The sequence below is a fragment of the Vibrio mediterranei genome, from assembly GCF_900088415.1.
Taxonomy (GTDB): domain Bacteria; phylum Pseudomonadota; class Gammaproteobacteria; order Enterobacterales; family Vibrionaceae; genus Vibrio; species Vibrio mediterranei.
In genome coordinates this window covers 1-22,944 of record NZ_FLLQ01000016.1, presented here as the reverse complement: position 1 = coordinate 22,944, position 22,944 = coordinate 1, and the positions used below count along the sequence as shown (strand labels likewise).

General features: G+C 42.1%; 21 protein-coding genes. 13 read left to right on the top strand and 8 right to left on the bottom strand.

Going from position 1 to position 22,944, the window contains the following annotated elements:
• Positions 1-44 precede the first annotated feature (44 nt).
• From tnpB to VME0621_RS25040, 5 genes are all read right to left on the bottom strand, one after another.
• A complete protein-coding gene (gene tnpB / locus VME0621_RS25060; RefSeq protein ID WP_062463703.1) occupies positions 45-398 on the bottom strand; it encodes an IS66 family insertion sequence element accessory protein TnpB in 354 nt (117 codons plus the stop codon).
• Positions 395-712 (bottom strand): IS66 family insertion sequence element accessory protein TnpA, encoded by a 318-nt coding sequence (gene tnpA, locus VME0621_RS25055; protein WP_062463704.1) that lies wholly within the window; start codon positions 710-712, stop codon positions 395-397. The genes tnpB and tnpA overlap by 4 nt, the downstream gene beginning before the upstream one ends.
• A 169-nt stretch (positions 713-881) precedes the next feature.
• Entirely contained in the window at positions 882-1,946 is a 1,065-nt protein-coding gene (locus tag VME0621_RS25050) for a hypothetical protein (RefSeq protein WP_062463706.1), read from the bottom strand.
• Positions 1,947-2,112: 166 nt separating this feature from the next.
• Positions 2,113-2,868: a DUF3307 domain-containing protein gene (locus tag VME0621_RS25045; RefSeq protein ID WP_062463708.1), complete on the bottom strand. Its 756-nt coding sequence runs from the start codon at positions 2,866-2,868 to the stop codon at positions 2,113-2,115.
• Positions 2,861-3,511 carry a hypothetical protein gene (locus VME0621_RS25040; RefSeq protein WP_062463710.1) on the bottom strand — a complete coding sequence of 217 codons (651 nt, stop codon included), beginning with the start codon at positions 3,509-3,511 and terminating at the stop codon, positions 2,861-2,863. Before VME0621_RS25040 ends, VME0621_RS25045 begins: the two co-directional genes overlap by 8 nt.
• A gap of 872 nt (positions 3,512-4,383) precedes the next feature.
• Here VME0621_RS25040 and ltrA point away from each other — a divergent pair.
• From ltrA to VME0621_RS26860, 9 genes are all read left to right on the top strand, one after another.
• Complete coding sequence (gene ltrA, locus VME0621_RS25035) at positions 4,384-5,856, top strand: group II intron reverse transcriptase/maturase (RefSeq protein ID WP_062463712.1); 1,473 nt, start codon at positions 4,384-4,386, stop codon at positions 5,854-5,856.
• 47 nt (positions 5,857-5,903) lie between these two features.
• Complete coding sequence (locus VME0621_RS26865; RefSeq protein WP_157769589.1) at positions 5,904-6,062, top strand: hypothetical protein; 159 nt, start codon at positions 5,904-5,906, stop codon at positions 6,060-6,062.
• Between the two features lie 753 nt (positions 6,063-6,815).
• Entirely contained in the window at positions 6,816-7,745 is a 930-nt protein-coding gene (locus VME0621_RS25030) for an integrase domain-containing protein (protein ID WP_231893006.1), read from the top strand.
• 4 nt (positions 7,746-7,749) lie between these two features.
• A complete protein-coding gene (locus VME0621_RS25025; protein ID WP_062463717.1) occupies positions 7,750-8,049 on the top strand; it encodes a hypothetical protein in 300 nt (99 codons plus the stop codon).
• Between the two features lie 85 nt (positions 8,050-8,134).
• Positions 8,135-8,581 carry a hypothetical protein gene (locus tag VME0621_RS25020; protein WP_062463719.1) on the top strand — a complete coding sequence of 149 codons (447 nt, stop codon included), beginning with the start codon at positions 8,135-8,137 and terminating at the stop codon, positions 8,579-8,581.
• A 776-nt stretch (positions 8,582-9,357) separates the two neighbouring features.
• Positions 9,358-11,517, top strand: a complete 2,160-nt coding sequence (locus tag VME0621_RS25010) for a RecQ family ATP-dependent DNA helicase (RefSeq protein ID WP_099046342.1) — start codon at positions 9,358-9,360, stop codon at positions 11,515-11,517.
• An 11-nt stretch (positions 11,518-11,528) separates the two neighbouring features.
• Complete coding sequence (locus tag VME0621_RS25005; RefSeq protein ID WP_062463722.1) at positions 11,529-12,998, top strand: DNA-processing protein DprA; 1,470 nt, start codon at positions 11,529-11,531, stop codon at positions 12,996-12,998.
• 100 nt (positions 12,999-13,098) lie between these two features.
• Positions 13,099-13,815: a zeta toxin family protein gene (locus VME0621_RS25000; RefSeq protein ID WP_062463724.1), complete on the top strand. Its 717-nt coding sequence runs from the start codon at positions 13,099-13,101 to the stop codon at positions 13,813-13,815.
• Positions 13,816-13,826: 11 nt separating this feature from the next.
• Entirely contained in the window at positions 13,827-13,997 is a 171-nt protein-coding gene (locus VME0621_RS26860) for a hypothetical protein (protein ID WP_167542849.1), read from the top strand.
• Between the two features lie 51 nt (positions 13,998-14,048).
• Here VME0621_RS26860 and VME0621_RS24995 read toward each other — a convergent pair whose 3' ends face one another.
• Together VME0621_RS24995 and VME0621_RS24990 are read right to left on the bottom strand one after the other, a co-directional pair.
• Positions 14,049-15,908, bottom strand: coding sequence for a DEAD/DEAH box helicase (locus VME0621_RS24995; protein WP_062463725.1), 1,860 nt, complete (start codon positions 15,906-15,908; stop codon positions 14,049-14,051).
• A 42-nt stretch (positions 15,909-15,950) separates the two neighbouring features.
• Positions 15,951-17,948, bottom strand: a complete 1,998-nt coding sequence (locus VME0621_RS24990) for a DEAD/DEAH box helicase family protein (protein WP_062463727.1) — start codon at positions 17,946-17,948, stop codon at positions 15,951-15,953.
• Positions 17,949-18,215: 267 nt separating this feature from the next.
• Here VME0621_RS24990 and VME0621_RS24985 point away from each other — a divergent pair, with 267 nt between their 5' ends.
• From VME0621_RS24985 to VME0621_RS24975, 4 genes are all read left to right on the top strand, one after another.
• Positions 18,216-18,749, top strand: a complete 534-nt coding sequence (locus VME0621_RS24985) for an opioid growth factor receptor-related protein (protein ID WP_231893005.1) — start codon at positions 18,216-18,218, stop codon at positions 18,747-18,749.
• An 81-nt stretch (positions 18,750-18,830) separates the two neighbouring features.
• On the top strand, positions 18,831-19,772 hold the full coding sequence (locus VME0621_RS24980) for an ankyrin repeat domain-containing protein (protein ID WP_231893004.1): 942 nt from the start codon (positions 18,831-18,833) through the stop codon (positions 19,770-19,772).
• Positions 19,727-20,038 carry an ankyrin repeat domain-containing protein gene (locus VME0621_RS26955; protein ID WP_306345523.1) on the top strand — a complete coding sequence of 104 codons (312 nt, stop codon included), beginning with the start codon at positions 19,727-19,729 and terminating at the stop codon, positions 20,036-20,038. Before VME0621_RS24980 ends, VME0621_RS26955 begins: the two co-directional genes overlap by 46 nt.
• Positions 20,028-20,618 (top strand): hypothetical protein, encoded by a 591-nt coding sequence (locus VME0621_RS24975; protein WP_062463731.1) that lies wholly within the window; start codon positions 20,028-20,030, stop codon positions 20,616-20,618. The genes VME0621_RS26955 and VME0621_RS24975 overlap by 11 nt, the downstream gene beginning before the upstream one ends.
• 17 nt (positions 20,619-20,635) lie before the next feature.
• Here VME0621_RS24975 and VME0621_RS24970 read toward each other — a convergent pair whose 3' ends face one another.
• On the bottom strand, positions 20,636-22,267 hold the full coding sequence (locus VME0621_RS24970) for a hypothetical protein (protein WP_062463733.1): 1,632 nt from the start codon (positions 22,265-22,267) through the stop codon (positions 20,636-20,638).
• Between the last annotated feature and the right edge of the window lie 677 nt (positions 22,268-22,944).

The window sequence follows — 22,944 nt, the reverse complement described above, 5'->3', positions numbered from 1 at the left end:
AAAACCATGCCATCACTGCTTGGTGGATAAAGCTTTCTTATCGCTTAAGTCATTGTAAAATCGTTTATTCGAACGGGTTTATGGCCGATAATTGTGAAGCCAGAAAGCAGTCTATCAAGCTCGAATTGAGTCAGGGTAAACACTTCATTTTTCTCTTTTGTAGGCCACTTGTACTTGGCTTTTTCGAGTCGCTTATACCAAAGGGCGAAGCCGGTTTTATCCCAATACAGTACTTTCATTTTGTCGCGCTGTTTGTTGGTAAACAAGAACAGTGCGCCACTTCCCAAAGGCAAATCGGTGTCACTTTCAATAATCGCAGCGAGACCGTTGATGGATTTTCTAAAATCGACGCTTTCACGATAAAGGTAAATCTCAGGAGCACTCAACATACGTTTCATGATAGCGCACCGATAAGCTCTGCCAGATAGGACGCAGGCGTGCCTTGAGGAATACTCAGCTCAACATCATTGACGAGAAGTGTCATGTTGGCCGTTGCGATTTGAGCCTGATACTTCGTTGTCTTTTCGACGACTTCAGCTCTGACAAATCCAACTGGCGTTGGTAGAGCTGCAGTTTGAAGTTGACGCCGTTTTGCGAAGAACGTCGATAAACTCAGTCCGTGCTGTTCGCAAAAAACGCGTTGAGTAATATTGCTACTTTCATATTGCTCAAAGAGAGCTTGCCATTCCTGGTTAGAACGTCGTTTTGCCATTTTAAAATCTCCTCTTGGTTGGAGATTTGATCTTATTATCCGTGCTTGACGATTAGAATGCGGGGTTTATGACGCGCTTACTTCTCATATCTGTACCGCGTCTACTGAATCGAGGGAAGAGCAGTCATATTTCTTTGTTAATATCCGTCCAAGTCTGTATTCATCCTCTCTACTCGACAGACGTGCCTCGCTTTAACCATCCATGCACTTTATAGGCTGCATAGAAATAAGGTGTCATAGTACTAAGTAAAATAAAGTGCTCGACCCACCCCCAAGCAAAGCTATGCCAGTTGAAGTACTCTGCACCGTTCAACCACTCAAGCAACACCAACGGCAAGCAAACACCACATAAAAGAATGAAAGTAGTAAACTTAATGAACACAAGACCACGTTCCTCTATACGGAAACGTTCTTTGTGCACTTTATACTCATTAAGTACTTCCGTTAGCACTGGAACTACACTCATTTGATACTCGTGAACTCTCTCAAAGAAGTGAGTCGCTATATTCACATAGTTTGTATGTGTAAGTGGAAAGTCATAGTGACGTTGAGTCATTTCAGCTACTACATCATCAGGCATGTCATCAGGCATAGTACGAAGCATTTCTTTGAGGCTTTTATCTCTTTCCTCAATTTCTTTTGCTTGCTTAATAGCCGTGTAGCGTTTGAATAACTCAAGTATAGATAGATGGTTAGTTTGCCAGCACCAACAAACAAAAGACACTCTACTACTCATTTGCTGTAGTTGCTCTATGGTAAAAGGACGTTTCTTTTGCTCCTCAACCTTATTGGTTACTCCTTCAATGTGTACCATTGATCTACCTGTGAACGGGTAGGTATTGAAAAAGTGATGAAATAAGTTCAGTAGCTCATCACCTGCTTGAAGTATTTCTTGCTCTGTTGGTTCACGATTATGTCGATCATTTAAGCCGTATTTAGCTTTGTTATCTAAATGAGAAAATAGAGACTTATTTCGCCACAATAAGTGTTTACCGACACCTTCCCAGTCCAGTAAGCCATCTTCTGTTAGTAAGTTATTTTTGTTCCCTCCAATAACTACTGTTGATGACAGCGTACTTCGCTCCTTAGCTTCAGTTAGAGCTTTCTTTAGCTTATCTTCTGCCTCAAATAGTTTTTGAAACGCCCAAACAGCAAATGCTGAAACTATAGCAGCAAAGATACCCACAACTGTTACGTGAATAGCAGGTAATGATTCTAGAATAGGTGAACTCATGTATACTCCTCATAGGCAACAAGGTTATTATATGAGCATCATCATCCTAAGTCGCTAAAAACTATTACTTGTGTTAACCAATAGAGGTTGCCATACCTCTACTAATTTGTACTTTGCCCGTAAAATTCGAGCTTATTTAGTCACAAACTGCCGAATACCTTTTGGGTCATTTAATTTCTACATCCAAACCAAGTGATATTAAGGTACCTACCAGTGTTGTGAGCACCACCGATATCAATGAACCAATCAGCACATACTCAGTCATGCTTCGGTCGTCTGATTTATTCAACTCACCAAACCTAAATATTGACTTAGCCGCTAATACAAAACCCACCGCTGCATAGCTCCCCACAAGCGTAAAGGTCAGTATTAACACTCGCTCTAAGTAACCGATTAACTCACCACCTGCGATAAGACCACTAATACTAATAGTATCTTTATCTGATATTGGAAACTTACTTAAGACGCTGCCAATAACAATTGAAGTCGGCTTGAGAATTAGTAAGTAAGCAAAGACCACCACAACACCATCTGAGAACTTCTCATCTTGTAGTACGGCATCGATCGTTACACCATCTGCCATGTGAAAGGCAATGGCTACTAGCACCGATACATGCAAAGTCTGGTCAATGATAAAATAGGAAAACTTACCACCATTTCGTGCTCTTACTTTCCACAAATCGATAATAAAATGACTTACCGCTACGATAACTACCAAGCAAGTTGTTGAGCGCCAATCAATACCTAACGCTATAGCAGGAACTAACAACGTGACGCCGTGTAATAGTGAGTGAAAGTACAGTTCAGTTGAACGGTAAGTGTATTTTTTCTTTGCTTCTACCCATTGGTTCGGCTGGAGGTAAAAATCACAGATGATGTGAATCATCAAGAACGGTATTAGAACATCAAAAAAATTAAACATACTTGAGTCCCGCCACTTGGTTTATGAATCGCCAATTTAGCTCACTGATTAGCGACCAACCTGAAGCTTTAAGAGACTTACTGGCAGTGGCAGTAGCAATATCAAGCTTTTCTGCTAAATCACTAATAGACAAGCCTTCATTGGTTCGAAGCATCGGAAGCATAACTTCACATTGCCGCGAGGTTAATTCCGTTAGTTGTCTATCGAGGTACTTAAAGAGTAAGTCAAAGTGCTCAGTGAGTTCGAAACGGTCAGAGTTAAATAACAACCTGTCGCTTTTTAAGGCTTTTAGTCCACGCCCAGAAAGAACAAATGCTTCACCCATCGATTCAGAGACCAACTCACGCAAATCGGCATTAGAGGCAATAGCAAGGCTAATGCGACTATCAAACTCTTTGCCAAGCGCTTTAATGCCAATACGATAAATGATGGTATATCTCAGAGCGTTTTCAATATCATGTACCACTGTCTGAAATTCATCACCGCGCTCAATGCTGTGCGCATTTGATGAATTTGCTTCGGTGACCTGTCTCTGAATGTCCTTGATTCGTTTAAGAAGTTGTTCAAACTGTTCAGATGTTAGCTTGGTTGAGTTGACAATATCGCCGCTGATCACTGCGATAGGTTTAGAGATAGGTTCCACATTAAAACTCCTTCTTTCATGTAGACACCAATTTAGCCGCTTATGGCTAATAATGCAAATTTAGCCATTTGTGGCTAATAAATAAAAATTAGCCGTTAAGAGCTAAACGATTCATGAAGCTTGTCATTACATCAGTTTTACTGTCATCACTTTTACGAGTGAAGTTCGACTACTGTGGCAGTGACCCAATATGATCTGCACCATCAATAATGGATACTGAGCTAAGCGACTTTTCCATACTTGAAGTAATTCATCAAAGACTAATTTAGTAAAGTCACTGACTCACTTTTGTCCGTGCGACGTGAAGTCGCATGAAGCGCTGTTCACCGCGATAAGAGTGAACCGTTTGTATCACCAGACGACCCTAAGGCTCTGAATAAAGCAGCGAGCCTGACAATGTAACGAAGTTTGGCACTATGCCAAACGGGAGCAGAACCGTGAGGGGATGTTCCTCCTGATAACCACGAATTGGGTGAGTGCTAGGGAATCAGTATGATGAACGAAAGTGAATCCATGTCAGGTGCGTTATGTTTGAAGCAGCGGAAGTGGTTAATACGCTGTAGCCAAACGGCGAAGGGAGTAGGAAAGAGGTTGGACAATACTCTTTCGTGATCGACAGGCTCCCCGCACTATAGTGGGCATCTACCCTGATATTGCGCGACATGCGGAACACGGTAAGCCAGTATCGTTCCTTCGGGAAAGCTGTCTGTGAAGAGAGCCGATAGCGGTGCTGGTAAAGGAGGTTGGAAAAAGCGAATGCTGCATTGTAATGATGCAGATACAGACGGATGTCTGACACGAAAGTGTGCCCACTTCCAACTGGTCTCCCATTGCAAGATGATTTGGAAAACTCTATTTAAGAAGGAACGCAGATGATCTCTTCTCATGAAGTGAGTGCCCCTTCTGGCAGCGCCCAATGGCAATCCATCGACTGGAAAGCGGTTGAGCGCCATGTGTTAAGGCTCCAGATGCGCATTGCAAAAGCAATCCGAAAAGGTAAACACGGTAAGGCAAAAGCACTACAGTGGATACTGACTCACTCGAAAGCAGCAAAGCTTCTCGCTGTTCGTCGAGTATCACAAAACAAAGGCAGTAAAACGCCAGGAATTGACGGCGACATCTGGAACACCGATGCACGTCGAATGGCGGCAGTCAGCTTACTGAGCAGAAAAGGCTATCGAGCCAAACCGCTCAGAAGAATCTATATCCCGAAGAAAAACGGCAAACTTAGACCATTAGGTATCCCGTGCATGATAGACCGAGCGCAACAAGCGTTACATCTTCTAGCACTAGAACCTATATCGGAAACAATTGCCGACCCTAACAGCTATGGCTTTAGACCTAACCGAAGCGCAGCCGATGCAATACAGCAGTGCTTCAAATGCCTGTGCAAAAAGGGAGCAGCACAATGGGTTCTTGAGGGGGATATCAAAGCTTGTTTCGACAAGATAGGTCACCAGTGGCTACTTGATAATGTCCCGACAGACAAAAGGATGCTCAAGCAATGGCTGGAATGTGGCTATATAGACAAAGGGCTATTCTACAAAACGGCAGAGGGAACACCACAAGGAGGGATAATTTCACCCACCCTGATGTTGCTCACTCTTGTCGGACTAGAAAAGTTAACTAAGTCTATCGCTCGCAAGACAGGCAGCAGAGTAAACTTTATAGGTTATGCTGACGACTTTGTTATCACGGGGTCTTCAAAGGAAGTCCTAGTGAATGACATTAAGCCGCAACTGATGGCTTTCTTACAAGAAAGAGGTTTAGCGCTTTCTGAAGAGAAAACGCATGTGACTCATATTAATGATGGCTTCGACTTTCTTGGCTTTAACGCCAGAAAGTACAAAGGAAAACTGCTCATTAAACCGAGTAAGTCCAACGTATTATCATTCTTACGAAACATGCGTGACCTCATCAGAAAACACGCAACAATCCCAGTAGCCGATCTCATCAAGATGATGAATCCAAAACTACGAGGATGGGCGAATTACTATCGCCATTGTGTTGCTAAACAAACCTTCGGCTATGTTGGACATCAGATGTTTCTAGCGTTATGGCGATGGTCAGTCAGGCGTCACCCAAACAAGGGACGTAAATGGATCGCACACAAGTACTTTCTAAACTACCAAGGGCAATGGATTTTCCATGGCTGGTTCAAAAAGGATGGACTGTATGGAGTGATCCGACTGTTTCAAATCGCTCAAGTGCCAATTAAGCGACATGTTAAAATCATGAGTCAGGCGAACCCGTTCGATCCTTTTTGGGAAGGTTTTCTCAATGAACGTAAGGTGAAAAACACAGGTCGCAACTCATGGTTTGATCCTGTCGCCACTGCTTTGTGAGTTGCTGGGTAACAATAACGCCTTAGTGGAGGCTTGAGCCGTATGCAGTGAAAGTTGCACGTACGGTTCTTAGAGGGACGGCACTTGGTAACAAGTGTCGTCTACTCGACAAAAATGAGCTATTGAGTCCGCAAGACCGGTGTGATCACCAAGCGATTCTGTCGGGCCTTAATTACCAAAAGACTTTGTTTGGACCTTCTACCTAAATCCCCACTCTAGATCCTCGCCTCTTACGTGCTGACTCAACATGTGACCATGTTAGCCCGGCCTCACATACCCAAAAGCTATTAAGCGAGTCAAAAATAATTCACAACACAGTCAATGTTATTGAACTTCTACCATACACACATACGATAGCCCACTTCAGGGCTGAGCTTTTTGCCTACTAAGGCATTAATGGAGGAATCTATCCAGCACATATTGGTGCCAGCATTCTTCGTCTAATTTCATTGTAGAAATTAGACGAAGAGAAAATAAATCTAGCTCGTTTAGGGAGGCGGGAGGTGCGGAACATTCGACACAGAAGTTAAAGGAAGTTCGAGCGTCATTAGGTGATCGATAACTGTGGCAGGCAGCAGATGCTAGGCGCTACCACTAATCACGCAAATTCGATGCATGACGTAAATTTGCACAACACAATACATAACATAGCAAACTGATGGTGGAAGCAACGCCTAAAGCCGCTGTCGACGGCGCCATCGGGATTAGTCTAGTAGAGACTGTACCATTTGATGAGGATGCAATAAGCCCTCGACCTCGCGATGAGGGAGCATCAAAGGTTGACCGACGTATATCATTTATCGCTACAGCCGACTGGCTGCGCAATCAGCTATGTCATACACAGGAGAATATCAACGGGATACAGGAGAAAAATACAAATGAACAGGAAATACTCAGGGCATACTCTGAACCGAGTACGAGATTTTACAAAACCCAACTTTTCGTTGGGATCTCGAGACATGGAGAAAGCACTGATCAATGCTTCACTAGAACAGCAAGGAGGAGTTAAGAATAATACCCACAGGTCCAGGTTGGCGGCAATTCGTGATTTTTCAGTTTTTTTGAAGGTTAATACAAGAATTAAGAGGTTGAATCACATAGATAAAACAACCGTGCTTCAATATGGAGAACAGCTTCAGGAACGTTATGAAGTTGGTACTCTTAGCCCTGTGACGGCAAGAGACTATCTTAGTCATATAAATAGAACCCTAGCGCAGGCGAGAGGTGATGAAACTTGCGTTGTTAGAGCTACTGCAGATTTAGGATTCGTGCCCAAATCAGGGGTTGCGCAAACAGATGGCTCCATAGCTGAACGTGTGCATCAGCGCGTACTCCATGGTGTTAGTGAAGAATTAGGTTTAATTATTCAGTTGCAACGAAAATTCGGCATGCGATTTCGAGAGGCTTGCCTGCACGATGCCCAGCAATCGTTACGAGCGTTAGCAAAGAACGAAATACCCACTATTTCTAGGGGCACGAAAGGAGGTCAGTCTAGGTCGATGCCTGTTGAAAACACTGAGCAATACAACCTGCTTGTCCGAGTGGCAGCTTACCAAAAAGAGCATAAGACACACACTCTGATCCCTGACGGCCGCAGTTTTAAAAGCTTCCAAAGTTATGCGTGGCGTGAAACAAAAGCAATAGATGCTCTGTACCTTACTCATGGGGAAAGAAAATTCTTCGCCACTGAATTTTACGTAAGAAAAATCGGTGTTCGATGTCCAGTGCAATCAGGGATATCACATGGTAAAGACCACTTTGCCTTCATAGCCAAAGAACTTGGTCTTCCAATCGAGCATGCGCAGAGCTTAGACCGTATAGTTCGGTTAGAGTTGTCAGAACTCCTTGGACATCATCGCGTTGAGATTACAAACGCCTACCTAGGATAATGCCGTGAACAAAAACACTTTTTCACAAGTAATGACGATCATGGCTCCGTATCGTAAAAAAGGCATTCCTTTCCGCCAGAAACAAATCCGACGATTAATTTCGATACTGGAGGATATTTTTCAGCACGAGAAGTACTTAGGCGAGCAACTCCACAAAGTTGGGAGGCGTCAAATAATTGGGTACTGGGAGAGGACTAAACATGAATCAAACCAAACCCGAAAAGAAAAATATGCAATTCTAAAGCTGTTCTTTGAGCAAGCGCACCTAAAGGGTAGAGTGCCATTTCCTAAGCTGGATTTGTAAGTTAAGCAGAAAAAAAACTCAACACCCTGACGCAATTCGATAGTTGACCATACGACATGTATAACTAAAACGTGGAGGTAAAGTTATGTATGAAAGTATAGGCTCAGAAAATAGCCGCTACTCATTGATCATTGAGCAAATGGAAGAAGCATATGGCTTTTTCAATTGGGTAGTCACTGATGGTCTTGATGCAGACTACCGAGCCAGAGAAGCGATTGAGCGGATAGCGACAAAGTTCTGGGTTATCGGAAAAGATGCTCATGGCGCTCAGTTTGATTTAAGACTACTAACGCCAGAACAGGCTGAGGAAATCGTCAACGCGATCGTTTTTAGTGCGTGCGGCGAAACTAAACTTGCTCTAAATGATCTAGTTCTTTTTTCTTTGGTTTTGAGTGTGTTCCATACAACCATTATGCTAAAAGAGCATGAAGTTGAAGATTCTCTAGACTCTGATGGTCACAGAGGTTTAGTGCTGAAAGAAGAACACCTTCGAGAGCTTTGGCCGTGGGATCGGCTCTTTATTCAAGGTTGAAGCTAGTGAATGCTAGAAAGACTGTTGAAATGGTCTTCCCCTCACTTGAGTCATCAACATGTTGAGGCAAAATTGACATGTGCATTATTTTGAAGAATTAGTGAGGGATTCATAATGAGATGCAGTAAAACGACCTATTGTCGACAAGGGTAGATCGATAACTTATTTGGATGATGTTCTATTTACAGCTGGTATCAAAAAACACTCAAATTTTGATACCAGCTCTTTTTCTGTCACATTGGTATCATAAATATAGGGTTCTGGTTTTTGATGCTAAATCTATCTTGATACCACATTAGATGATACGTAATAGGAGGGAATATCTTACGTATATTTGCATATTGCCGTGTTTCAACTGTCGATCAATCAGGAGAACCAGATTATCGCAATTCGACAAAAAGGGTATAAGGTAAATGAAGGACGTGTGATTAGTGAAACTGTCTCAGGTTCGGTTGAAGCAATGAAGAGAGAAAGAGCCAATACCGCGTTTATTGGTCCCGTAAACAGATCCTCTATCATAATTGTTTATATGCAACTAATGATTTATCGTGAGGAGGAAATGAGTTATATATTATCATGTTAGGTTGGTATGTGGCTTAGAAACAAATTCTTGAACTATGGGGCTAAAGGTTTGGTGACCATGCCCCGTAGTTGAAGCAACACAATGATCTGTTCAATATAGGAAATCAAAGCCTAACGAAGTATTTGCTACTTCTGGTATCGATGATAAACAAGAAATACATCGATAGGGTTCTAGTCAGCAAAAAGGATTTGAGATGACGCAAGATTTTTTTTCACAGTTTACACGTGAGCAGAATGCACACTCACCATTACATCAAAAAGGTTTAAGCCTATTAAGGCAAATGACCAATTCCCAGAATGCAGTGTTTCATGATGACCAGTGGGAAGCGATAAGTGAGTTGGTAGAGAAGCAAAACCAGCTGCTTGTTGTACAGTGCACAGGCTGGGGTAAAAGTGCCGTATATTTTATCGCAACAAAGCTACGCCGTTCACAGGGGCATGGCCCTACGATCATTATTTCGCCTTTGCTATCACTTATTCGAAACCAAATAGAGAGTGCGGCAAAGCTTGGTTTGAGCGTCGTTTCTTATAACTCTTCGATGGACAAGGAAGAAAGGGCAGACGCAGCAAGGCGCATCCTAGCGGGACAGGTAGATGCTATTATCATATCGCCCGAGCAATTGGGCTCGATTGCTTTCGGGGAGGAAATCTTACCTCAGATAAGCAATAACATCGGTCTATTTGTAGTCGATGAAGCGCACTGTATTTCTGATTGGGGCCATGACTTTAGACCAGATTACAGTCGAATTGTTCGCGTCCTTAAATTTATGCCAAGTAACATGCCAGTGTTGGCGACCACAGCAACGGCAAATGACCGGGTTGTTAATGATATAGAAAACCAACTTGGTGATAGGTTAATAACACTTCGAGGCCCGCTTACCCGTAAAAGTCTTAGTCTGCATACCCTTTCGATAAGTAATCGCTCAGAGCGACTGGCTTGGCTTGCAAAAAATCTCCCAAATATCCCGGGAACAGGTATCGTCTATGTGAAAACTACCAAAGATGCAGAGATTGTTTCTGGCTTTTTGAGAAAGAACGGAATAGCGGCTATGGCTTATCACAGCCAAATCAGTGAACAATTGGACAAATTGCGCCTCGAGCAAGCGCTTATCTCCAATGAAGTTAAGTGTTTGGTAGCAACGTCGGCTCTTGGTATGGGCTTTGATAAGCCGGATCTTAGTTTTGTTATACACTATCAAGCCCCTGGTAACGTTGTCGAATATTATCAGCAAGTTGGTCGTGCCGGACGCGGCATTGATAATGCAGTGGGTATTATGATGTTGGGCGAGGAAGATGCTCGAATACAACAGTACTTCATCGACAATGCTTTCCCAAAAGAACATCAAATCAACCAGCTTCTAAGTGCGTTAGAGCAGAATGATGATGGCTGTCGTTTATCTGACTTTGAACCAAAGGTTAATTTTTCAAAGGGTACGATAGAAAAAATTATTAAGTTTCTGGCGACTGAACACCCATCGCCTATTTTGAAAAACAACAGTTTCTACCAGAGAACTCAGTTTGACTACGAGTTGCCTCAAGAAAAAATAGAGCGATTAAATACAATTAAACGTCATGAATGGGCAAGGTTAGTTGACTACCATCAGTCATCAGAGTGCCTGATGAGATTTTTGTCGGAAGAGCTAGACGATGCTAATCCACAGCCTTGCGGTAAGTGTGCTAATTGTGCGCCTGAAAGTCAGCTAACCAATGAAATTGATTACGAACTGACCCTCCAGGCAAATGATTTTCTTCGCAGTCGTTATATTCCTATTAAGCCTAAGGCAACATTTGCAGCATCGGGTGCTAATGCTAAATTGGCGTTCCCAACTTATGCCTTTCCTTATAGCGCCAAAAAATCCAATCTGTATCTTGAGCAAGGTGCAGCTCTTTCATCATGGCGAGACGGAGGCTGGGGGGATATCGTAGCCAACGGGAAAAAACAAAACCATTTTAGTGATGAACTTGTAGAACCGATGGTCAAAATGATCGATAGCTTACCATATGAAGAGCGACCGACTTGGGTAGCTTACGTTCCTTCACCAAGGCACCCAACATTGGTTCCTGACTTTGCAAGAAGAGTGGCAAATAGATTAGGCGTACCATGTATGGATGCGTTGTATGTTGCCGAAGTACGGCCTCCACAGAAGACAATGGAGAACCGATTTCATCAGGCTAAGAACTTAGATGGTGCGTTTGGTGTGAATACTGGTAATATATACAGTGATCCGGTGTGGTTAATTGACGATGCAGTAGACTCCGGTTGGACATTTACTATCGCAGGTGCGTTACTTAAGAAGTTTGGTGTATCCAAAGTCATTCCTATTGCACTCACCAGTACTAAGAAAAATCAATAGAATTAGAGACTATGACAAACGAATTATCAGAGAATACCAAAGCTATATTGATGCTAACGCAACACTTCAATCGTGCTGATAGAAGAGCTTGTAAGCCGTTATCAGATAATGGATATGGTTATTTGGCTCATTGGTTGAACGAAAATGGATTTGAACCAAAGGATTTACTAGATAGCAGTCGATTAACTGAAGTCTTTGATATGTTTTCGGATGATGTTACCCATTTTCAGTCTAGAACCGAGCTATCTCCGATAATGGCACGTTTAGATAAAACGGTTGCTGACATCACATTAGAGCGTTTAACTGCTTTATTAACTAGAGGAATGGCACTTTCTCAAGCTTTAGAAAAATGGCAAAGCGCTGGGATCTGGATCTTGAGTCGCTCTGATGAAGGTTACCCCAAAATTATTAGAAAGGAGCTAGGGCATAAAGCTCCTGCGATATTGTTTGGTGTTGGTAACGTAGACTTGTTGAGACGAAAAGGTATTGGTTTTGTAGGTTCTAGAAACTGCGGCATTGATGATGAAAATGCAACGATTGGCTATGTAGATAATGTGACGAACCATGGGTACCAGGTTGTATCTGGTGCTGCTGATGGTGTAGACAGTATCGCAATGGAGCGGGCGTTAAATAGTGGCTCAACCGCGCTAGGGGTTCTTGGTGATAGCTTATTCGCTGCATGTGGAAAAGCACAATGGCGGCAGCATTTGAAGAACGAATCGTTAGTATTAGTGTCACCATTTGATCCTGAGGCTACATTTGGTCGGGGGCAGAATGCTATGCAGCGCAATAAGTATATCTACTTGTTATCTGAAGCTGTTGTCGCTGTGTGTGCTAATGTTAAGGGCGGTACCTTTGAGGGGGTTAAAGAGAACCTGAAAGCTAATTGGAGACCGCAATACATTTCGCTGCACAAATCGTCAAACTTAGAAGGTAACCACGAAATTTTGGCAGGTTTTGTAAACACAAAACCAAAAGTTAAAGCCGCCGCACAAGCGATAGCCGTTAAACCTGAACAGTCTATCATTTCATTGTTAAACGGCGCCTCTAATACAGAGCAGGTCATAGAGGATACTATTTCTAGATCAGGCCCTGGTGTTGATGGCGCTGATGCTGGTTCAGTCGCCGAGTCATTTGATAAAGAGACAGGGGAGATCTTAGCAGCCCCCAGTGTTGACTCTAGTATCGACCAAGAAGAAGCAAGGTTGGCTCCAAGTGGCGAGGTGGACTTGTTAAATCAGCCAGCTTTTAAAGGACTTGAGACTTTAGCTGCTTTTTATTTTGATGTATCGGACGCCTTTACACAGAGTCAGAGAGAGGAACTGACGGAAGTGGAAATTACGAACTACTTTAATCCGTTAGTGTTAGTCATCGGAAAAGAGGCACTTGATAAGATGGTGTCACACTTGGTTGAACATGGCTTACTCATCAAAACTAGTGACGTGAATACGTATCGTTTTGATGATAGATATGTTAAGTGATAGTTCTTATGCTGCTTGCTTTTAGACGTTGTACTGTGTTGCCAGTTTTCGACTTTTCAAAGTACAGCACACTGATGTTGAATGTTATTTGGGTTTTCAGATGATGTTAAGTGATGAACAGATCGTTGAAAAAGCTGTAAAAGAAGCCAAAAGATTAAAAAAGAAAATAGCTAGAGCGTTGGTTGACCATTTACCTCAAGAAGAGTCTGCGGTGTCGGTTTTTATGGCTGGTTCTCCAGGAGCGGGTAAGACAGAAACTGCGCGAAACATGATCAAAACTTTCATGAGTGAATCTGGCGTAGAGCTTGTCCATATAGAAAATGATGAGTTACGCAAGGAGTTTGAGGATTACAATGGGATAAACTCTCCGTTGTTTCAAAGACCTGCTACGCTTTTAGTAGAAGCGATTCATGATAGAGCTTTGAAGAAAGATGTGAGTTTTATTTTGGACTCTACTCTATCAAGCTTGGACAAAGCCAAAGATAATATCCAGCGCTCATTAAAGCGTGGTCGTTATGTACTTATCATCTTTGTTTATCAAGAGCCAGAGCAGGCATGGTGCTTAGTAAAAGCGCGAGAGATAGTAGAAGGTAGAAGGGTACCCGAAGAGGTATTTGTGAACCAGTTTATGGAGTCACAAAGAGTGGTCAGTGAGTTGAAAAAACTGTTCAAGGATCAAATTGATATCATTTTTATCGAGAAAAATATTGACGGTAAGAACGAAAGGCCTCATTTTAATGTGAGTGATATTGACGCACTTCTGCGTAAAAAGTACAATCGCGAGTCTTTAGAAGCCATCGTTGGCTTAAACAAATAATGGAGGATAGGATGTTCACTACAAAGCGTGAAAAGGTAAAATCAACCCCTTTCTCTGAGTTTGTGCGTAACGCTTCTTCAGGTGAAAAACGTAAGTTCTTTGATAAGGTAGTTAAAGAGACTATTGAAGAGCAGAAAACGATGATAGCAAAAGCAAAGCAGAGCGATGAGTGCCACTGTTAATTGAAAGTTATGTTGTAAACAAAGCCGCGAAAATCTGCGGCTTTGTTTTGCCTAAAAAACACTATTGTTGCGAATACGAGTCGTTTGAATGTCTAGGCTTGAAGCTGAGGTGTCCTCTGTCAGGCGTTGTGAAAATTCGCCACGCTGGTAAAGAACAATAATAGTATTGTCGTCCTCAACACCAAGGAGGTCGCTGATTTCTTCCATATCGTCAGAGTCTAGCGAGCGTTTGAATGCATCCATTTGACCAGATAGGTTGTAAGTACTAAATATACTGGCCATTACTTTCTTATCTTCTGTCTTTTCCCCGCCGCCAGGGTTAACGATTTGGTTAAATGCTATCTCTTCGTTGGCGTTTAAGCGAGACGTAAAATCTAGAGTTTTAGCTTTCGCACAACTTTGAGTACCATCGTCATATGTTGCACCGTTTACCCATTGGGCTTTGATCCAGTTTTGATGCTCACCACGTAGGGCCCGGTTCTTTTTCCGATATGGACCATCATCACTCAGAAGCTCTTGGCGAATGAGAGCTATGGCGCTAAGTAGTTCATCGTCATTGGTAAACGAAGAAAAATCAAAGTCAAGATCATTAAGCTTGCCAGGAACAACTACGTAACCTTTGGTTAAGTAAACTTTGTTGTCATCAAGCTTTCTAGTCACTTTAATTTCGGTGTTAGGCGCAATTGTGGTACCTCGGTCAAAGCCTTTGACATCATAGCGAGAGCAAATTTGTTCGAACACTTGATGAAGCCCTTCGAATTCATGGCTTTTATCGTTTGCTTCTAGATGATCCAGAAGCTCTCCGTAAGCTCGGACAGCATCGAGGTTTGTGTAGTGTTTTGCAGTGAGATTGTTGTGATAGCCACAGGCTCTACCTATGTTAGCTTGAACAACCGCTGCTATGTTGGCAATAGTACTGTCCCAAGAGTTTATTAATGTTTCTTTCATCTCTTGACCAAAGTTGACTCCGGCTCTAAATCCAGCAACGGTGATTGCAATGAGCTTGTCATCGAACAATGTTGCGGTTTCATACTCTCGTTTAAAATCATCAATAGAGGACAGTTCATGATCTTCAACGCCAACGAGTTTTTGGCCAATAATGTGAATTTGGTGGGGTTCAATCCCACTTGATAGCAAAACGTCTCTTGCAGTGCTGGCTTGGCTGCTTGGTACCCGAATAAGTGACCATCCAGAACCTTCATGTTCTTTGATTTGGCGGATAAAGCGGTTTCGCAATAGTGAACTTTCACAAAAATCCCTATGCTCTTCATCAAGTTTGATTATTTGGTTGTTCCTATGCATCTGACGAATGCCATGGTATTCACCACTGGTTTTGTGGAAGACCAGCGAGGTGTTGAAATTGTGACGCAGAATAGAATCAGCACCTGCAGCATACAATGCACTAAAAGGAGTCGCGGAAATAAAGGCTACTTTGCAATCAGGATTCTCGTTCTCTAAGTAGTTAAATACCTTGTCGTAACGAACGCTATCAACGCTAGAACCATAATGACACTCATCAATGATAATGAGTTTTGGGGCTTGATATCTAAAGTCCCCCTTAAGTGCGATCTCAAAGTTAGTAAAGTTACTAACAACAACATTTTTACTTTCTGAAAGGTCGCCCTTAGCTTGATCTTGCAGGGCTATGTCAGCCATGGTGACTAAATACAAAGTGTCTTTTAAGTATTTTCTTTCACTTATATTGTCATCAGGAATAGTTAGTCTTTGTAGCCCAGAGAGCGCAAGCGCAATCCCTGACTTACCCGATTGCATTTCTGCAGCAATTACTACAGCCCTAGAACCTGCTTGAAACTGTACAAACGCTTGGTTCGCGGCATTGCGCTGGTGCTCAAAGGTGTTTTGTAAAATCACATTTTCAACAAGTTGGCGATGTTTATCTGCGGTATTCATAGTGTGACTCAGAATAGGGGCTTTCACCCCTATGAATTTGGATTAAAAGTTGGAATTAGCTTTGTCCGAAAAATGTGATTCATCACTTAAGTCGCCGGACTTTTCGGGAAGCTCATTGTGCTGTTTTTTAGCGATAGAGCGATCTATGTCATACTCTCCACGCTTATACAAGACCAACATGGTGTCATCACGATCGATACCAAAATGGTCACACATGTGATGAACGTCTTCGATTGTCATGATTTTCTTTGCGACTTGACGTCTTGATATATTATAGACACTGAAGATTGCTGCTGTGACTAACTTGTTCTCAGAAAGCTCCCCCGAACCTGGAGCTACGACACGGTTAAACTCTAGATACTCATCATTGTCCAACATTTGGGTATAGAGTTTTGTTTTGTCTTTTTGAGTACCATCTGCACGAGCTTTTTCGGGGTTATCGTAACTGTCACCGTTGATCCAGTGTGCTTTGATCCAATTTTTAGTTTTACCACGCATAGCGCGGTTGCCTTTTACGCTCGGTGCCCCTTTAGTTGTGAACTCGTTACGAACAATGTCTATAGCTTGTAGAAGGATTCTGTCGCTGGTGTAGCAACTATAGTCGACGTTGTCTTCTAATAATTTGGCAGGGACGGCTAGGTAACTATGAGTTTGGTAAGTCTCGACGTCGCCGATTGGACGACGGCGTTTATATTTAATAGTCAAACCAACATCTAAGCCATTGACTTGGTATTCTTGGCAAACGTCTTCAAAGAATTCTTTTAATCCATCAAAGTCAGAAGCTGCATATTCTGAACACGTTTTTTCTAGGTGGTCTAGAATGGCTGCATAAGCTTCAGCTGCATTGAGGTTGGTATAGTGCATCGAAGCGTTATTACCGTGATATCCACAAGCTCTGCCAATATTGGCTTGAACAACAGCAGCAACGCTAGCAACGGTGCTATCCCATGTCGAAATAAGATTGTTTTTCATCATTGCGCCAAAGTTAATACCAGCTCTGGCACCGGCAACCGTAATGGCAATGAGTTTATCGTCAAAAATCTGTGCGTCATCGAACTCACGCTTAAATCGGTCTATGCTGCAATGTTCATCCTCAGGGACTCCTGTCAGTGAGTTACCCAGTATATAGACAGCATTTTCATCTATTCCTTGACCAATTAGGAACTCTTTTGCGTCCATCGCAAAGCCAGCAGGTACCCGAACCAATGACCAACCCATGCCTTCATGAGACTTAAACTGTTTAATGAATTCTTCTCTCTGCGGCGACTCAACGAGAAAGTTTTTGTTGTCTTGCTCAAGTCCTTTAACTTTCCCACTATTGAGCATTTCACGAACGCCATAGTATTCATCACTGGTTTTGTGGAAAACTAGGCGCGTGTTGAAGTCGCGTCGAAGGATGGAGTCCTTTAAGGCATTTTCAGCAACTTCTTGGGCTTCTTTAAAGAGTGCTGAGTCGTTTTCATCTTCAGCTTCTTGTTGAAGGTCTAGTGCTTCTTGATATTCAGTTTCTGCACCGTACAGGGCACCAAACGGTGTCGCAGAAATGAACACAACTTTACAACTGTCATTTTCTTGTTCTAGGTAATCAAAGATCTTGCTATATCTAACAGCAGTGACGTTTGAACCATAGTGGCACTCATCGATAATAATCAGCTTAGGTGGGTTACCTTTGAACTCATTTTCAAGAGCTTTTTCAAAATTAACAAAGTTGCTTACCACAACGTTTTTAGCAAGTCTTAGATCATCTTCAGCTTGCTCCTTCAGTGCGGTGTCCGGCATGGTAACGAGGTATAGGGTATCTTTTAGTTGCTTACGATCGCATATATCGTTATCACTTAAACTCAAACGTTGCTTACAGCAAAGAGCAAGTGCGATTCCTGACTTTCCTGCCTGCATTTCTGCTGCAGTGACTACTGCTCTAACGTCACTTGTGAGCGCATTGAAGGTTTTCGTTGCAGCATCAACCTGGTGAGAGTGAAGGCCGTCACTATCAAGAACCGAATGTACCATTTGGCGAAGTTTTTGTGCTTTGTCTGTCAATTTTGTCCCTGCCGAGTATTAGAGAAATCCTAATTGCATATTGTAACGGGTATCGCGGAAATGGGCTTTGAAAAGTTTGATAAAATGAAGCCTACATCATGTTGAGTGGTGGTTGTTTGAGCATTCTTTATAAATATTAATAGAGCCATCAATAGATGCTTGACCTGTCAAAGGGTTACTCATAGCCTAAAGGTTAAAGCCAAGCTAGCACTTAGCTGGCAAAGCATTTTTTGTGCTCTACACCGTTACCAAATAGTCGGTCATCGAATGAGTACATTAGCGCACGGAGACGTATTGATGAGCAAGCTGACTCAGTTTCATTTGGGAATGATACCAGATAGTCAAGGTAGGCTAATTCACGAAATATGGGCTTTGGACGATTTTTGGCTAGAGTATGATCACAAATATATTCAGTGGCTGTTTCCAATTGATACACAGACAAAGTTTAACCGACATGCCCCAATATTAACGCTAGAAGATAGAACAACATTTGCTCAAAGCGATAAGCTCAAAGCTGCACAACTGGAGTCGCTAGAGCTGATGTTAGGCTTTTTTGGGATGAAAATGGTAGATGGGCGCATAGTCGCAGCAGAAGGGTTGAATATCAAAGATCACATCTGGCTTAAACATGGCGGCCATAATCACCTAAGGATATCTCGCATTATCCGTAGTTTGGCGCTTTGTGGGCAAGTTTCGTTAAGTCAAACATTTCAATTAGCAATGATAGAAACCGCGGAAAAGTTTGGTGAGGTTGGTGAAGACACTTTAAGGTACTGGCTTGAAGCCAATATTCTTGAGTAACTTGCTGATGTAATGTGATGCCATCTAGGTTAGCTTTCATCTTGTAATTAGAACGTAAATAAGAAGTATTAGGTAGTATTGATGGACAAAGCAGAGCTTCTAAATGCCATAAATCATGGTGAGGAAAAAAAAGTACTGAAGTTGCTTTTAGAGCATCCGAAACAAATCAATGAGTTAGTGGATGAGAAGCATACGGCCTTCGAGCTTGCATTAGATGGTGGTTTTTCGCATTTAGCTGAGCAGTTGATGGCATTCGATGGGTTTGATGTAAACCACAATGGACACAATCCATTAAGAATGGCGATAGATTTAGGCTATTTGGAAATAGCAAGTAAGCTGCTAGAGCTTGGAGCTAACCCAAACTACCGACCAGAAAGAATGAGCAGTGCACTGTTGCTATGTCTGGAAAATGAATACTTTGAATTAGCTGAGTTGATGGTGGAGATGGGAGCAGCTGTAGACATTAGAAATGAAAATGGTTGGACTCCTTTGATTTGGGCGGCTATTAAAGGACGCAAGAAGGCGGTTGAATTTTTACTCACTCATGGGGCAAATATCAACATATGTAATAATGATGGCTGGAATGCCATCACTGGCGCTTATTTTAAAAAGCGAATAGATATTGTTGAGATCTTAAAGGTAAAGGGTGCTGTATTTAGTTCAAAGTATTCTGAAGCAGCACTTTTATCAGCCTACCAAAATGGTTACATAGATATCGTAGATACCCTACTTGATGATGGCACTGGCCCGAACGTTTATGATGATGAAGGGAATTCACTGTTGATACTGGCATTAGAAAAAGGTGATATGCATTATGTAAACAAACTGATCCGTAGTGGTGCGGAAGTTAATGTGAAAGGCAAGGACGGAAAAACGGCGTTATGCATTTTGGCTAAAAACGGACAAGCTGATTTAATTGAATTGTTTTCTGAGACGGGAGTGGATGTCAACTTAAGAAATAACGATGGTAGCTCAGCATTGTATACAGCGGCCGCTTTCAATCAGAAGTCGTATCTCTCTTAATAAAACTAGGCGCTGGTATTAATGTTCAAACAGATACAGGGTTTAGTCCATTAATGATAGCGTCTAGAGAAGGCTATATCGATATAGTCAAACTGTTGGTAGAGTTCGGTGCTAACAAGGAGTTAGAGACCAAGAAAGGAAACTCTGCACGTAACATAGCTTTCAGCCGAGCACCAAAAAACAAATATGGAAGAGTGGATAGCAGAGTATATCAGGAAATTATCGCGTTACTGGCGCCCACGGAAAAATCAATAAATGCAACCTGAATTAGTTTTCGATGCAGTGCGCCGTGGTTATAACAACCTTGAACACAGCTCAAATAACGAGATTGTGGCTTACTTTGAGCAAGTAAATCCCGACGCTATGGTTGGTCATATCAGCAATGTTAAAGGTATCGTTTTTGAACAGGAGGTCGCTGCAGCGCTCAATGATCAGGGTCTTGATACTGAACTGTTCGAAGCGACAAATCATGCAGTAACAGATATAGCGATTATGAATGAAGGTGATATCGCTGCTGAGGTGCAACTTAAAGCGACGGACAGCGTTAGTTATATCAATGAAACGTTAGCAGAACATCCTGATGTACCAATCATTGTGACTAGTGAGGTCGCCAATAGTATTGACAGTGTAATGGTGATCGATTCCGGTATCGGCAATGACACTCTTACACAAGCGGTTACCGAGACCCTTGCCAGGCAACAGGTGCCAGGTATTGCCTCTGATACTGCAACTGAGCTTGGCAGTGATGCTGTATCAGAGGGGCTGGCTGAAATCGTTGCAGATGTCGCTATTCCGGTCTCGCCAATAGGCTTTGGTATTGGGTTATTATTTGGCTTACCATTTTAGTTACTCTCTTAAGTAGGTTAGCTCTCCCTTCTCTGAACCTCTGCCGCTAATAGGGTCAAGTCATTATAATTAATGTTTGGGATCTTAAAAACGTGTGTTTCATAAAACGGCTTAAGACGGATAGTTCCTGATTGTCGGAATTGTTGCTCAAATGCTCGTTTCGCAATCTCCTGCTCAAGTGAAGAGATGTTAAATTGATGTTTAACATCGGCCAGTGCTAATATATTTTGCTTCACTAGGCTCGCTGCAATTGCAATTGAAGAACTATGCTTAGTGTTATTTTTATTTGCAATTTCTTGGGTAGTTAAACCTTCACTTATCATCTGGTAGAAATATTTGGCTTCATTTGGTGAGAGATCAAAAGAAAGCTCACTGGAAGATACAATTCGATACTCTCCTAGCGTAGTAACTTTCACTGGCTGACCGTTTTTCGCATGAGCTTTAGCTGATAAGTTGGCTTTGGTGAAGTTGTCATAGATTTCAAAAATGACAGAGTTTTCTTTACTTCCTGATGCGGTGCGCAACTCGATTTGAGCTGTAGGTGACGTTGCCAGTTTTTTAGGCTCTGAAACAATTGAAGTTACATTATTTGGTTGGTCAACTAACTTGTCGTTTCTACTTGCGGAGATTTTTTGGTCTAGTATCGAGAGAGCTTGCTTTTTACTGTGTCGTATTTCATTTTGTTGTTCGAGTTGACGAGGAGCCTGCGTTATTGGTGCTGTATCAATTTGGTTTTTCGCTCTTGCTACGCTCAATGCAAGCTGGTTCGCTTTGGAATTTAAGAATGAATCATCTATTTTTTCTGCTATATCTTTAAGTTCACGGTACAACTTTTCGGATTGCTTCAAAGGTTTTTTAGCCATTTCTTGCAGCTCATTGAAATGGTTGGTGGTCGTTTCTTCAATAAAGTCTCCGTGCTCCCTAAAGCAATACTGAATTGCATTAAAGTATGACAGGTGTTGAGTATGCTTGTATGCTTCCACTTGCTTTGAAATACAAATACCTTCTAAAAGGCTGTTTACAGGATCTTCAAACATAGGTTTGAGTGCCTCATTAGACGCTATTGATTTTTGTTTGATTTTGATAATGTGTTCAACCATCTCCCTAGTCGCTGTTTGTTTAAAAACATCGTGGCTAAAAAATTGGACGATGGTTTCGAGCATCTTTAATTGAACAGACCAGACAGCAACAAGATCGCCGAAGATCTTCCTTGAATTCGGTAGTTTGGTCGGAACGAGGCTGTGAACCTTTAGTAGGGTTGAATATGATTTTTCTAGTGCATCTGTATTCTTTGTAAGACTTGATAATTCAATGGTCAGTTTGTCAGAATGTACATTACTAACGACTTTTGGATGATCCTCAATCTGCGCTCTTACGCTGGTTTGTTTCCTAGGCTTATCTTGGCTAGCAACTTTTAAATCTGTGTTAGAGGAGGAAGCTGGTTTTGTGAAAGGTGACTTAATTTTACGAGCCAACCAATCTCCACCTGCAAGCTCGAGAAATGTGAGGATAGCGAAAGGCCCCCAAGCAAAAGCCCAACCAATTGAAACGAGAATGTAGATTGAATAAGCGTGGCTTTTTCGATTTTCAGGAGTCGCTAGACCAACGATAAAGCCCACTGCTAAGAATAGTAAAATAAAAAAAGCCATAAACTCGAGTCTGATAGTTGTGCTTGCCGCGTCTGATAGCTGGAGTATCAAACGGTCATTAAATTCTGTTACATAATGCAACTGCCAATATTAAACTAATATGTGCTGGGCTCAAAACACCGTTTGATGAATGTGCAGATAAGTTTTGCCAGAGAGGGTTATACATCTTGTTGCCCTTGAGCGGCTCTGACTCTGTACGATGCTGATGTGTAGGTGAAAATGTTAGAGCTACATAGTGTAACTCTTGAGGATGTGTTTGTTTCAATAATAGATTTAGATATGCTGTCTGCGCTGATGTAAAAATGACCTACTAACGCCGACTTAAAATTGCCCCACGTGAGCTGCATTGTCTTAGAGATTGATAAGGGGGATTTAGGACAAATTGCGATGAAAATCACGTAATGAAAACAAAGATAAAAAGTATGTGTAAAAGTATAGGAAATTTTAAACTCCATGAATTTCTTTTTAAAAACATATGGTTATATTTATATGGCAATCTCTCACTCACCGCCACACAATCGAAGCTAGAAGTGTAAAGGGCATCCTCTAGCGGCTTTGTTGCCGAAATCGAATGAACTAAATCACAATCTTACGATCAGATCAGAGACATTCATTTACTGACTTTGATTTCATGCCGAAGCCTCGCTATAAAACCACCAACTGGCGCAAGTACAACA